Here is a 13,179-nt window from a genome sequence, read left to right as displayed (position 1 = left end):
GGTCGTCCCGTACGAACTCGACTGATCATTCTTGCAGATTCACGCCCCGAACGATAATCGTGCGGTTCACAGTGCCAGCCTGCGTGCCGCAGCAAGCCCCTCCGACGTCGCACGCGCGGCGTCGACCCCCCGCGCGTCGCGCGCTCCGCCCGCACACTCGAATCGGATGCCTCTCCGCTCGAGCTCAGACGCCAGCGGCGCGTACGGCTCCTGGCCGGCGCACACCACGACCGTGGCCGCGGGCAGCAGCCGGGTCTCGCCCTCCGACGTCTCGATCAGCACGCCGTGCGGAGTGATCGCACGGTAGCCGACCCCGGAGATCATGGTCACCCCTGCAGCTCGTAGCGCGCCGAGCACGACCCACCTGGTCGTGATGCCCACTCCTGCGGCGAACTTGCCGGTGCGCCGCAGGACGGTCACGTCCTTGCCGGGCAGCGGCGAGCGGCGCGGCGCGCGATTGGCCCAGTCGCGGCGCCCGGCCTCGACCAGGTCGGCGGGCCACGGAAGGTCGAATGCCGGGCCGAAGCGTGCGGCGCGCTCGCGGGCATCCGAGGGCTCGACGAGCAGGGTCGCGACGTCGACGCCGATGCCGCCTCCGCCGACGATGACCACGGGGCCCTGTGCGACTCCGTCGATGATCGCCGTCTCGTAGTCGATGACGTGCGGGAGATCCGCACCGGGCACGTCGATGGTTCGTGGTCTGACGCCGGATGCCACCACGACGCCATCGAACCTCTCGAGATCGTCGACGACTGCCCTGACGCCCAGTCGAAGGGTCGCACCGAGGGCCCCCAGCTCCAGCCGTGCCGCGCGTGCCGATGCCGCGTAGTCCTCCTTGCCCGGAATGCGAGCCGCTAGCGAGAACTGGCCGCCGAGTTCGGGCGAGGACTCGAACAGGGTGACACCGTGTCCGCGTCGAGCGAGGTCCAATGCCGCTGCCATGCCCGTCGGGCCTCCGCCAACGACGGCCATGTCGGATCGCGAGCGTGTGATGACGATGGGATGCTCGGCCTCCCGCCCCGCCCGCGGGTTCACCAGGCACGAAACGGGTGCGAACACCAGCGAACGATCGATGCAGGCCTGATCACAGCCGATGCAGGTGTTCACGGCCGCGAAGTCGCCTGCCCGGGAACGCTCGATCAGCCGCGGATCGGCGAGGAACGGCCGCGCCAACGCAACGGCCTGCACCGTGCCGCGCTTCAGCACGAGTTCCACGTCGCGCAGGTCGGTGAACCTGTTGCTCGCGATGACCGCCGTCGGCAGTTGTGCGTCGGCGAGCGCTGCGGCGATCCGTTCGGTCGCCGCCAGCCAGGCGCCGTGCGGAACTGTGGCCTGAACGGTTGGGACCCTCGACTCGTGCCATCCGATGCCGACACTCACCGCATCAGCGCCCGCGCGGGCAAGGCGTACGGCCAGCTCGGCGTACTCGACGGGATCGGGACCCCCTGGCATCAGATCGTCGCCCGACAGGCGAACGGAGATCGGAAGGCCACCGACCGCGGTGCGCACCGCGGTAACCACCTCGAGCGCGAACCGCGAGCGCCGCTCGGCATCGCCGCCCCACTCGTCGTCGCGCAGGTTCGTCACCGGCGAGCAGAACTGGTTGATGAGGTAGCCCTCGGAGGCCATCACCTCGACGGCGTCGAATCCGAGTTCCTTCGCTGTCGCAGCGGCAGCGGCGAACTCGGCCACGATCGACCAGGCTTCGCCACCTGTCAGGGCTCGTGGTACGGCTCCGCGAGCGGCCGACCACGGCACGGCGGATGGCGCGACCGCCTCGCTCGGGCTTCCGTCAGGGTCGGTCAGTCCATCCAGCAGCGCATACCTGCCGGCGTGGAACAGCTGGGCGCAGACGAATCCGCCGGCCTCGTGCACTGCCAGAACCGCCGCCGCCAACCGTGCGCCGGCCACGGGATCGGTCAGCACGGCGTAGTCCGGTCCGCCGCGGCCGGCCGGCCCGACGGCCAGGCCCCCGGTGATGATGAGGGCCGCTCCTCCCTCGATCCGCTCCCGGTAGAAGGCGGCGAGACCGGCGCCTTCGTCGTCGCTCATCTCCAAGCCGGTGTGCATGCTGCCGACGACGACGCGATGCGGGAGCCGGAGCCCGCCCATCGACCACGGCGAGAAGGTTCTCGTCAGCGCGGGCGAGGGCATCCGTCAGTCTCCGTAGACCGCTGCCCGCAGCTCACCGCTGGTGTCGGCCCAGAACGGCGGGGCGACAACGGTGAGGCCGCCGTCGACGGTGAGGGTCTGACCCGTGATGTAGCCGGCCGTCGGACCGAGCAGGAATTCGACGGCGGAGGCCATGTCGTCCGCCGTGCCGGGACGACCGAGCGGAATCTTCTCGATCACGCTCTGCATGGGCGCCATGCCTGGCACGCGCTGATAGAAATACTCGAGCGAGTCGGTGTCGATCAGTCCGCCGTTCACGGCGTTGACCGTCACGTTCTTCGGCCCGAACTCCGTGGCCATGAACCTGACGTAGGTCTCCACAGCCGATTTCGCCGCTCCCAGCGACGCGTAGGTAGGGAACGAGCGAAGCGAACCATAGCTCGTCACAGCCACGATGCGTCCGCCGTCGTTTCCCATGAGCGAGAGCGCACGCTGTGCGCCGAGCACGAACGAGCGCACGTTCATCGCCCAGCTGCGGTCGAGGTGGTGGAGCTTGAGCGCGGTGACCGGCTTGAAGGCGCTGGCCGCCGCGTTCGCCACGAACGCGTCGAGCCTGCCGTACTCGGCGCGCACCGCCTCGAAGAGCGCGTCGATGTCGTCGGGCTCCTCGATGTCGGCCTGCACCGCGATGCCTCCGCCGCCCGCCGCGCGCGCTTCGCGCACGACGTCATCGGCGAGTTCGACGTTCTTCTTGTAGTTGACCACCACATGCTCGCCCTTCGCGGCGAGTTTCAGCGCGAGCAACCGGCCGATGCCGCGGGAGCTTCCTGTGATGAGGGTGACGCGTGGCGCATCCGAGGCCATGTTCTTCCTTCGTTTCTGTCGTACGTCGGTGTTCGATGATGGCCGATTCAGACCTTGCCAGTGACCACGGCTCGCCCGACGACGAGCTTCTGGATCTCGTTGGTGCCCTCTTCGAAGCGCTGCGCCCTGGCATCCCGGTAGACGCGCTCGATGGCGTTGCGCTTCCAGTAGCCCTCGCCGCCGTGAATCTGGAGCGCCTTGTCTGTGACGCGCGTCAGCATGTCGACCGCGACCATCTTCGACGCGCTCGAGAGCACGCCGGCGTTGGCATCGCCGCGCTGGTAGGCCCGAGCGGCCTCCAGCACGAGTGCCCTCGCCGCCTGGATGTCCGCATAGTTCTCGGCGAGATAGAACTGGATCGCCTGGCGCTCGGCCAGCCGCTTGCCGAACGTCTCTCGACGAAGCGCGTAATCCACCGCGAGCTCCTGTGCCCGCTCGGCCAGACCGACGCAGCTCATCGCCACCGACACCCTGCTGGGAAGGAGGAAGCCGCCGAGCATGACGTCGAGGCCCTGCCCTTCCTCGCCCACCCGGTTCGCGGCGGGCACGGGAGTGTCATGGAAGTTCAGGATGGCGTGGTCCGTGCCGTGCACCCCCATCGTCTGCGAGTCGTCGATCACCTCCGCACCGGGCAGGCCGGTGTTCGGCACCATGATGGCGACGGTTCCGTCTTTGCCGGTCGTGCCATCGAGGCGCGCCGCCAGCAACCACCAGTCGCACTTCACGCCGAACGTGATGAGGTGCTTCTCACCGTTCAGGTAGTACGTGTCCCTCTCACGGCGCACTGTCGTCCGGATGTCTGCACCGGTGCCCGCCGTCGCCTCCGTGAGCGTGAACGCGATCAGCTTCTCGCCCTTCACGGACGGCACGATGAACGTCTCGCGTTGCTCCTGCGTCATGAACGGATCCATCGCACGCCATGTGCCGTTCACCACGTGGACGAGCATGCGGATCGAAGCGTGGGAACGCGAGAAGATCTCCATCAGCTCGAGATACTCGGCGAACGGGACGTCCCGGCCTCCGAGCCGCTGCGGTGCCGCGAGGTTCAGAAAGCCGTTGTCTCGCAGCTCCGCGAACAGCTCGGCCGGCACGTTGCCGGTCTCCTCGATGCGTTCGGCATAGTCCTCTCCAGGGCCGGTCACCCATTCGGTGACCTCGCGCTTCAGTCGATCGAACTCCTCGTCCACGAGCTCCGTCATGCCCTCTCCCTCTTGTCCTGGGACTTGTTCTTCTGTTCGCCCCCGCTGCGGGGCTCCGATCCACCGGCTACCAGGGCATCCGCGCGTTCGCGAAGGATGTTCTTCTGCACCTTGCCGACGACGTTCCTTGGCAGCACGTCGAGGACCTCGATGCGCTCCGGCCAGTAGTACTTCGATGTGCCGTGCCGACCCAGATAATCCTGCACCTCGCGAAGAGTGACCGGCGAATCCGCGTCGGCGGGCACGATGAACGCACACGCTCGCTCACCCAGCCGCGGATCGGGCATGGCGACGATCGCCACGTCGGTGACCTTGGGGTGCTGGTAGAGCAGGTTCTCGATCTCCACAACGGGAACTTTCTCCCCGCCCCGGTTGATGACATCCTTCACCCGCCCCGTGATGTGCAGAAAGCCCGATTCATCGAGGTAGGCGAGGTCGCCGGTTCGGTACCAGCCGTCTTTCGTGAAGACATCGGCGGTCAGGTCCGGTCGCTCCAGATAGCCCTGGAACACCGTGGGCGACCGCAGTTCGAAGTTTCCCTCCGTGCGGGCCGGGAGCTCCTCTCCCTCGTCGTCGACGATGCGGATGTCGACCCCAGGCAGAGCGCGCCCGTCGCTCCCCCAGGCGTGACGCTTTCGATCCCGGGGGGACGCCAGTGCGCCGAGACACGTCTCCGTCGTCCCGAACGCGCCGAGCACCTTCGTTCCCAGCACCCGGGTCGCCTTCTCGGCGAGTGCCCGCGGCACGGCCGCTCCGGTGGCGACGAAGATGCGCAGGCTCTTCGGCACGCGCGACCCCGACTCGACGAGCGAGACGAGGTCGGAGAGGAACGGCGTCGCCGCTTGCACGAACGTCGCGTGAGCCTCGCCGAAGGCACGGTCGAGCGACACCGCCCCGTCCCACACGGGTTGGATCACGCCGGCCACTCCGAGGCGCCACGACAGCAGCATGCCGTAGAGGAATCCGGTCTGATGCGCAAGCGGGGTAGGCGCGTAGATACGATCACGTGCCGTGAGCCCGAGGTGACGCACCTCCATCGCGGTGGCGAGACCGAGGCTGCGGTATGTGTGCTGCACGCCCTTCGGCTCACCTGTCGTTCCCGAGGTGAACAACAACTGGCAGTAGTCGTCAGGGCCGGGAGCTGCCGCTGCGATGGCATCGCTGTCGACTCTGACGGAGTCGAGCGCCGCGTCGTAGTAGCGCCACGTCCACTCCGTAGCCCTGGCGTCTTCGACCGCGTCCCTCGGGATCGGAGGCACCTCGACGGTCGGGTCCGATCCATGTCTGTTCTCGCTGCGCAGAACCAACACGTTCTCGAGCGAGAGCCGTCGGCCCTGCGCCTCCGCCTCGCCGATCGCCGCGAGCAGTTCGACCACCGGCTGGCGGCCGCGGAAGTAGTTCGGAAGGAAGATGATGCGCGTGCGGGAACGCGACAGGGTCATCGCCGTCTCGCGCGGCCCGAAGACCGGCATGATCGGCGTGACGACGCCTCCGGCCCGCATGATGCCGAGTGCGATCGCGACGAACTCCGTCCAGTTGGGGAGTTGGAGCGCGACCGGCTCGCCACGCCGAACGCCCAGGTCGAGCAGCAGTGCCGCAACACGGTCGGCCTCCTCGTCGAGCTCGCGCCAGGTCACGGTGGTAGCGGCATGGCCGCCGACCTCGACCACGGCCGGCTCGTCCGGAGCCGCCTCCACCTTCAGGCGAACGGCGTCGGTGAGCATCAGTGGCTCGGCTGTCGCACCGAGCGCCGACTCGACGTCGGAGGCGGAACTGATCGTCGGCTCCTCCCGCTCCTCATCGATGGCGAGCGAACCGATCTCGAGATCGAGACCGATGCTGTTCATTGCGTCGAGGAACATCGGATACGAGATCCGATACGCCCTCGGATACGTGAGTGTGGAGACTCCTTGCGCGCGCGTGGCAGCGACGGAGAGCGCCATCAGCACCCTGTGGTCGTTGAAGGACGACATGCTCGCCCCGTGCAGCCCTTTCACGCCTGTCACGCGCAGTTCGTCCGGGGACTGCTCGACGCGGCCGCCCATGCGGTTCAGCTGGAGCATCGCGGCGACTCGGTCCGATTCCTTCAGCCGGATGTGCCGCACGTTGTGGAACCTGGAAGTACCGTTCGCGAAGGTGGCAAGCGTTGCCAGCGCGGGGAGCAGATCCGGAATCGGTCCGCAGTCGACGTCGATGGGGTGCAGGTCGAGCCCGTCGTGCGCGATGCGTACGAATCCCGTCTCCGGGTCGCTCACCATCGGGACACCCATGCGAGCCGCCAAATCGAGGAATTCTGCCTCGGGGTGATCGGTGTCCTCCGCTCTCGTGGCAGACAGTCCCCGCAGAAGGACGTCCCCGGGATGGATCGCCGCCGCAACGATGCCGAAGGCCGCGGAGCCGATGTCCGGCGGCACCCGGTAGTCGGCCGGACGAGCCTGCTGTCCGGCGGGCACACGGTAGGTGAGCCAGTCATCCGAGACCTCAACGCGCAGACCGAACTCGCGCATCATGCGCACGGTCAGTTCGACGTAGGGCTGCTCGTTCAACGCACCGCCCGTCACGTGGATGGTCGTGTCGTTCTCGGCGAACGGGGCGAGGAGCAGCAGACCGCTGAGCCACTGCGACAGTGTTCCGGCAATGGAGACGTCGCCGCCACGGGGCCGCCGAGGCTGCACCGTGATCGGCGGGCAGTCATCCGTGCTCGTCAGCTCGACGCCCATCTGCTGCAACGAATCCAGAAGTGCCTTGATCGGCCGGCGGCGGAAGTACTTCATTCCGGTGAGCACGATCGGTCTGTCGGCGAGCGCGGCCAGCCCGACCATGAAGTACAGGGTCGTCCCGCTCGAGCCGACGTTCAGAACGCCGTCGGGACCGCTCGATCCGCGCTCGACGACCTTCGACGCCTTGTAGCGACCGCCCTGCACCACGTACGAGTCGCCGTCCGAGGTGATTCGGGTTCCCAGCGCCCGCAGCGCACTCACCGTCCACTCGATCTGCCGCGTCGACGACAGCCCGGAGATGACGCTCGTGCCTTCTGCAAGAGAAGCGAGCACGAGGGCGCGGTGCGCGTGGTATTTCGACACCGGAACATCCAGTTCACCGGACAGTCCTGCTTCGGTTCCATCAACTATCAGTCGCATAGTCTCCTTCGTCCGCTCCGCCGACGACCGCAACCTGTACGCTCACGCCCGCGCGGACGTACTGACGGCCCTCAGGCTCCTGTGCCTTTCCCATGGCGGTCGATAGGCTAGCGACCGGGACTCGAACTCGTGGCGAGTGACACTCGATCGACGTCCGGAGAGCGGCGCATGCGTATCGATTTCGCGACATCCGAACGATCGACGGTCGGCATCGAGTGGGAGATCGCCCTCGTCGACCGCGACACGGGCGACCTGGTGCAGATCGCCGACGACGTGCTGAAGTCGGCGGGTCCCGGCGACGGCAGCGAGCATCCGCAGATCACGCACGAGTTGCTGCTGAACACGATCGAGCTGGTCAGTACCGTGCATCGCACCGTTCCGGACGCCGTCGCCGATCTGGGGACGCTCATCGAGCGTGTCAGGGAGACCACCGACCCGCTCGGGGTCGAGCTGATGTGCGCAGGCACGCATCCGTTCGCGCAGTGGTTCGACCAGCGGGCGACGCCGTCGGAGCGCTACGACCACCTGCTCGAGCGCACCCAATGGTGGGGCCGCCAGATGCTCATCTGGGGCGTGCACGTGCACGTGGGCATCGAGCGCCGCGACAAGGTCCTCCCGATCGTGAACGGACTGCTCACGTACTATCCGCACCTTCAGGCGCTGAGCGCGTCCAGCCCGTTCTGGGGCGGCACCGCCACCGGGTACGCGTCCAACAGGGCGTTGATGTTCCAGCAGCTTCCGACCGCCGGCCTCCCGTGGCAGCTCGAGACCTGGCACGACTACGAGGGCTATGTCGACGATCTCATCGCCACGGAGGTGATCAGGGACTACAGCGAGGTGCGCTGGGACATCCGGCCATCGCCTCGCTGGGGCACCGTGGAGATGCGCGCCTGCGACGGCGTGTCGACCGCGACCGAGCTCGGAGCGCTTGCCGCCGTCATCCACCGCCTCGTCGAGCGGATGTCCGCCCAGCTCGACCACGGCGAGCAACCGATGGTGCTGCAGCCCTGGTTCGTGCGCGAGAACAAGTGGCGGGCAGCGAGGTACGGCATCGACGCCGACATCATCCTCGACCCGGGAGGCGCGCAAGGGCGGGTCGCCGACGGCATCCGCGCCCTCGTGGACGAACTCGCGTCGACCGCCGAACGGCTCGGCTGCAGTCGCGAGCTCGCCGACGTGGAGATGATCCTTGGCAAGGGCGTGAGTTACCAGCGCCAGTTGGCCGTGGCGGAGGCGAACGGCGGCAGTCTGCCCGCTGTGGTCTCGTCGCTCACGCGCGAACTACGCAACGGGCTCGGCTGACGTTCGACCACGTGAGTTGCCGACGACGCCGACCTGCGGTCTCAACCCCTGCCGAACAGCTTCTGCACCGCAGCGAGATCTTCTCCGCCCTCGGCCTTGGGACCGCCGAGGCCGAACCCGCTGCCGTCAGCTGAACCGCGCGTAGCCGGGGTGCCGGAGGCGATCGCCGCGTTCTCCGCGGCTCGCTTGGCCGGGTTGCCGGATCGCGAGCCCTTCTTCTTCTGCTGCTGCTTGCGACCACCGGCGTAGCCGGCCCCGGGGACCGGGCCCATGCCCGGCACGTTCGGCACGCCGCCCTTGGCCACCGTCTTCATCATCTTCGATGCCTGGTCGAAGCGCGTGATGAGCTGGTTGATCTCGGTCACGGTCATACCCGAGCCCTTCGCGATACGAAGGCGCCTCGAACCGTTGAGAAGCTTGGGGTTGCGCCGCTCCGATGGCGTCATCGACTGGATGATCGCCTCGGTGCGCACGATCTCCTTCTCGTCGAACTGGTCGAGCTGCTGCCGCATTTGACCGGCTCCCGGCAGCATGCCGATCATCTTCTTGATCGAGCCCATGTTGCGCAGCTGCTGCATCTGCTTCAAGAAGTCGTCGAGCGTGAAGCTGTCGGTCGCGAACTTCTCAGCGACCTGACGGGCCTCCTCCTCGTCGAAGGCGCCCTGCGCCTGCTCGATGAGGGTGAGGATGTCACCGAGGTCGAGAATGCGGCTCGCCATGCGATCCGGGTGGAACGGCTCGAAGTCATCAAGACCCTCACCGGTCGAGGCGAAGATGATCGGCCTGCCGGTGACGGACGCGATCGAGAGTGCGGCACCGCCGCGGGCGTCGCCGTCGAGCTTCGTGAGAACGACACCGGTGAAGTCGACGCCCTCTTGGAACGCCTTGGCCGTGTTGACGGCATCTTGACCGATCATCGCATCGATGACGAACAGCACCTCGTCGGGGTGAGTGGCCTTGCGGATGTCCGAAGCCTGCTTCATGAGCTCGGCATCGATGCCGAGGCGGCCGGCCGTGTCGATCACGACCACGTCGTACTGCTGTCGCTCGGCCTGCTTGACGGCATCCTTCGCGACGCGCACCGGATCGCCGACGCCGTTACCCGGCTCGGGAGCGAAGACCGGCACTCCGGCCTGGTCCCCCACCACCTGCAGCTGCGTGACGGCGTTCGGCCGCTGCAGGTCGGCTGCGACCAGGATGGGCGTGTGCCCCTCCTTCTTCAGCCACTTTGCGAGCTTTCCTGCGAGAGTCGTCTTCCCGGCGCCCTGCAGCCCGGCGAGCATGATGACGGTCGGCGGGTTCTTCGCGAACTCGAGACGACGCTGCTGGCCGCCGAGGATGGCGACGAGTTCCTCGTTGACGATCTGCACCACCTGCTGGGCGGGGTTCAGCGCCTGGTTGACCTCGTCACCGAGGGCACGCTCGCGCACCGTCGCGGTGAACTGCTTGACGACGTCGAGGGAGACGTCGGCGTCGAGCAGTGCGCGACGAATCTCGCGCACCGTGCCGTCGACATCCGATGCCGACAGCTTGCCCTTGGTGCGAAGGTTCTTGAAGGTCTCTGTGAGCCGGTCGGAGAGCGTGCCGAAGGTAGCCATGGTGGGGTCAATCGTAATGGACCGCGCTGACGGTTCGACGTACGCCTGCTACTGCCCGTCGTCGACCGAGACGACGTCACCGCGGTCGTCGAAGCCGACCTGGAGGACCGCATCCGTCTCGTCGGGGTCGATCGAGTAGACGAACACGGCGAACACGTCGTCGTCCGCCGTGCGGTCGGGGCGAAGCGACACGCGCAGCAGCTGCAGGGAGCGCAACACGTCCATGGCGATGTCGCCGGAGTTGTGCACCAGCACATCGAGAAGCGACTGCCCCATGTCGTCGACCTGCTGATCGATGTACTGCGTCGTGATCGATTCGCGCTCGCTCAGATCTGCGACGAGCGCCTCACGGGCTCGGCCGTCGAGACCCTCCAGCGCGTGGATCACCGCCGCCGCCGAGTCGAGTCCCGCCTCGGAGACGTCGGCGGCCTGCGGTGCGGTGAGATCGACCTCGACCGGCTGCTCCGAGACCTCGATGGTCTCCGACCAGTACAGTCCGCCCGTCGAATCCTGCGCGATGACGCCGAAGTAGTCGTGTTCGATGGACATGCTCACCCCACCAGTTGCTGTGCGAAGACGTGCGGCGTGAAGCCGGTGAGGTCGCCGATGGCCTCGCCCTGGCCGATCAGCTTGATCGGCAGCCCTGTGCGCTCCTGAACGGAGAGCACGAAGCCCCCCTTCGCCGAGCCGTCCAGCTTGGTGAGCACCAGACCTGTCACACCGGCGTGCTCGATGAAGGCCTGGGCCTGTGCAACGCCGTTCTGCCCTGTTGTCGCGTCGAGCACGAGCAGCACCTCCGCGATCGGAGCCTGCTTCTCGACGACGCGCTTGATCTTCGACAGCTCGTCCATCAGACCGCCCTTGGTGTGCAGCCGGCCGGCCGTGTCGATGATGACGATCTCGGTTCCCGTGCTCTTGGCGTATTCCACGGCCTGGAACGCGACGGATGCCGGATCCTGCCGCTCCTGCTGCGGCCTCACGATCTGTGCGCCCGCCCGCTCAGCCCAGGTGGCCAACTGCTCGACGGCCGCTGCGCGGAACGTGTCCGCCGCGCCGACCACGACGGTGCGGTCGTAGCCGCGGAGGAACCTCGCGAACTTGCCGATCGTCGTCGTCTTGCCCACGCCGTTCACCCCGACGACCAATACGACGGCCGGGCGATCCGTGAGCTTCAGAGTCGGGTCGAAGCGGGCGAGGCGTTCCTCGATGGTCTCGCGGAGCATCCGCTGCAGATCGGTGGGATCGGTCGTGCGGTAGCGGTCGACCTTCGCGCGAAGTTCCTCGATCACCGCATCAGTGACAGCCGGACCGAAGTCGGCGGTGATCAGCGCTGTCTCGAGGTCGTCCCAGGTCTCGTCGTCGATCGTGCGCTTCGCGAACATGCCGCGCAGCGCGCCGGCAAGCGACCAGGAGCGTTCAGCCATGCCCCAAGCGTAAGGGCGATCGAGGTTCGGCCGTGCGAGCTTGCTCGCATGGCCGGGCCGATTGAGCCCTTGAGCGGCGCAGCCGCGATAAGGGCGATTGAGGCGCAGCCGCGATAAGGGCGATTGAGGCGAGCGTGATACCCGCCGCATGTCGGCGGCCGACGCTACGGTCGTGCGCATGGCACAGGCATCCACACTCATCGACCTTCGCTCCAGGCTGACGGGCTCCCTCTTGCTACCCGGCGACGACGGGTACGACGACGCGAGACGTGCATGGAACCTCGCTGTGGATCAGCGACCTGCGGCTGTTGCGATTCCGGCCGACGTCGCGGATGTGCAGCAGATCGTGCGTAGCGCGGCGGCCAATGGTCTCGGTGTGCTGACGCAGCCGAACGGCCACTCGGCCGGCGCCGATCTCGACGACGTCGTTCTGATCCGGCCCCGAGCATTCGACGAGGTGACGATCGACGTCGATCGTCGCGTGGCCAGGGTCGGGGCGGGCGTGAATTGGGGCCGAGTGCTCACCGCATTGGACGGCAGCGGCCTCGTCGCGCTGGCCGGCAGCAACCCGGAGGTGAACACCGTTGCCTATTCCTTGGCAGGCGGACACTCGCTCTTCGCCCGCAGCTACGGGCTGCAGTCGCCAGCGGTGACCGCCGTCGAGTTGGTCGACGCCTCCGGTGAGGTCGCTCGTGTGACCCAGGATTCGGACCCGGAACTGATGTGGGCGCTGCGCGGCGCCGGCGGACTGTTCGGCGTCGTCACCACGATCGAGTTCTCGCTGTTCGACGGCGACGAGCTCTACGGCGGCAAGCTCACGTTCACGTCGGACCGGGCATCGGATCTGCTGTCGGCCGTGTTCGAGCTCGCCCGGTCGGAGCCGACGCTCGGGCTCGCGTTCGGGATGATGAACTTTCCCGACGCCCCATTCGTGCCAGAGCCTATGCGAGGCAAGACGCTCGCGTCGGTCGACGTTCTGCACATCGGCGGCTTCGCCGGCGGCAACCAGATCATCGCTCCGCTGCGCGCACTCGGCACGCCTGTGAGCGACAGCACCGCCGTGTTCGGCATCGGGTCGCTGGCCGAAGTCGCTGCCGAACCGACGAACCCCATGCTGTACGAGGACTGGAGCAGCGCCTCGAGCGGATACGACGCGACATCGGCGCAGAGACTCGTCGACGCCTTCTTCGAAGCCAGTGCGGCCGGTCTCACCAGGATCGAGGTGCGTCCGTTCGGCGGATCGTTGCTCGCCGGCAGCCGCGATCACGCGGTCGCCGGGCGCATCGACGCAGCGTCGTATGTGGGTGCAAGCGTGATCGGGCCGAGTCTCGAGTCCCTCGCCGCCGCCGAGCGTGCGTTCGCGCCGCTCGACGCCGCAGTCGCCTCGACACCGGCGACGGGCGACGTGCCCACTTTCCTCGACGGCAGAGCGACGCTCGGAGACGCCTTCGACCCGTCGGCGATCGCACGGCTGAAGGCGCTGAAGGCACAGCGGGACCCGAGCGACGTCATCCGCGGAGCGCGTCGTCTCTCGGCCTGA

Annotated in this window: 9 protein-coding genes; 2 read left to right on the top strand and 7 right to left on the bottom strand. The window is 67.5% G+C overall.

The annotated features are described in order from the left end of the window. Positions 1 to 66: 66 nt before the first annotated feature. From MJ603_RS15235 to aroA, 4 genes are read right to left on the bottom strand one after another with little or no spacing between them, the layout of a single operon-like run. Entirely contained in the window at positions 67 to 2,154 is a 2,088-nt protein-coding gene (locus MJ603_RS15235; protein ID WP_243064602.1) for an FAD-dependent oxidoreductase, read from the bottom strand. A gap of 3 nt (positions 2,155 to 2,157) precedes the next feature. Next, complete coding sequence (locus MJ603_RS15230; RefSeq protein ID WP_243064601.1) at positions 2,158 to 2,976, bottom strand: SDR family oxidoreductase; 819 nt, start codon at positions 2,974 to 2,976, stop codon at positions 2,158 to 2,160. Positions 2,977 to 3,023: 47 nt separating this feature from the next. Next, entirely contained in the window at positions 3,024 to 4,175 is a 1,152-nt protein-coding gene (locus tag MJ603_RS15225) for an acyl-CoA dehydrogenase family protein (RefSeq protein WP_243064600.1), read from the bottom strand. Then, entirely contained in the window at positions 4,172 to 7,315 is a 3,144-nt protein-coding gene (aroA, locus tag MJ603_RS15220; protein ID WP_243064599.1) for a 3-phosphoshikimate 1-carboxyvinyltransferase, read from the bottom strand. The genes MJ603_RS15225 and aroA overlap by 4 nt, the downstream gene beginning before the upstream one ends. A gap of 168 nt (positions 7,316 to 7,483) precedes the next feature. On the opposite strand from aroA, the gene MJ603_RS15215 reads away from it, so the two are divergent. Continuing rightward, on the top strand, positions 7,484 to 8,617 hold the full coding sequence (locus MJ603_RS15215; protein WP_243064598.1) for a glutamate--cysteine ligase: 1,134 nt from the start codon (positions 7,484 to 7,486) through the stop codon (positions 8,615 to 8,617). 41 nt (positions 8,618 to 8,658) lie between these two features. On the opposite strand, the gene ffh is transcribed toward MJ603_RS15215, so the two are convergent. The 3 genes from ffh to ftsY are packed head-to-tail and all read right to left on the bottom strand — an operon-like array spanning position 8,659 to position 11,639. Further along, positions 8,659 to 10,215 carry a signal recognition particle protein gene (gene ffh / locus MJ603_RS15210; RefSeq protein ID WP_243064597.1) on the bottom strand — a complete coding sequence of 519 codons (1,557 nt, stop codon included), beginning with the start codon at positions 10,213 to 10,215 and terminating at the stop codon, positions 8,659 to 8,661. A 48-nt stretch (positions 10,216 to 10,263) separates the two neighbouring features. Continuing rightward, entirely contained in the window at positions 10,264 to 10,764 is a 501-nt protein-coding gene (locus tag MJ603_RS15205; RefSeq protein WP_243064596.1) for a DUF2004 domain-containing protein, read from the bottom strand. Positions 10,765 to 10,766: 2 nt separating this feature from the next. Next, complete coding sequence (ftsY, locus tag MJ603_RS15200; RefSeq protein ID WP_243064595.1) at positions 10,767 to 11,639, bottom strand: signal recognition particle-docking protein FtsY; 873 nt, start codon at positions 11,637 to 11,639, stop codon at positions 10,767 to 10,769. A 178-nt stretch (positions 11,640 to 11,817) separates the two neighbouring features. Here ftsY and MJ603_RS15195 point away from each other — a divergent pair, with 178 nt between their 5' ends. Further along, complete coding sequence (locus MJ603_RS15195; protein WP_243064594.1) at positions 11,818 to 13,179, top strand: FAD-binding oxidoreductase; 1,362 nt, start codon at positions 11,818 to 11,820, stop codon at positions 13,177 to 13,179.

It is taken from the genome of Humibacter sp. RRB41, from assembly GCF_022761015.1.
In the GTDB taxonomy this organism is placed as follows: Bacteria; Actinomycetota; Actinomycetes; order Actinomycetales; family Microbacteriaceae; genus Humibacter.
This window is presented reverse-complemented; position numbering and strand designations above follow the sequence as displayed.

What these genes read in the sequence shown, in the direction of transcription:
- ffh (WP_243064597.1), bottom strand. Translation starts at nt 10,215, where the DNA reads ATGGCTACCTTCGGCACGCTCTCCGACCGGCTCACAGAGACCTTCAAG.
- MJ603_RS15195 (WP_243064594.1), top strand. Translation starts at nt 11,818, where the DNA reads ATGGCACAGGCATCCACACTCATCGACCTTCGCTCCAGGCTGACGGGC.
- ftsY (WP_243064595.1), bottom strand. Translation starts at nt 11,639, where the DNA reads ATGGCTGAACGCTCCTGGTCGCTTGCCGGCGCGCTGCGCGGCATGTTC.
- MJ603_RS15225 (WP_243064600.1), bottom strand. Translation starts at nt 4,175, where the DNA reads ATGACGGAGCTCGTGGACGAGGAGTTCGATCGACTGAAGCGCGAGGTC.
- MJ603_RS15215 (WP_243064598.1), top strand. Translation starts at nt 7,484, where the DNA reads ATGCGTATCGATTTCGCGACATCCGAACGATCGACGGTCGGCATCGAG.
- MJ603_RS15235 (WP_243064602.1), bottom strand. Translation starts at nt 2,154, where the DNA reads ATGCCCTCGCCCGCGCTGACGAGAACCTTCTCGCCGTGGTCGATGGGC.
- MJ603_RS15230 (WP_243064601.1), bottom strand. Translation starts at nt 2,976, where the DNA reads ATGGCCTCGGATGCGCCACGCGTCACCCTCATCACAGGAAGCTCCCGC.
- aroA (WP_243064599.1), bottom strand. Translation starts at nt 7,315, where the DNA reads ATGCGACTGATAGTTGATGGAACCGAAGCAGGACTGTCCGGTGAACTG.
- MJ603_RS15205 (WP_243064596.1), bottom strand. Translation starts at nt 10,764, where the DNA reads ATGTCCATCGAACACGACTACTTCGGCGTCATCGCGCAGGATTCGACG.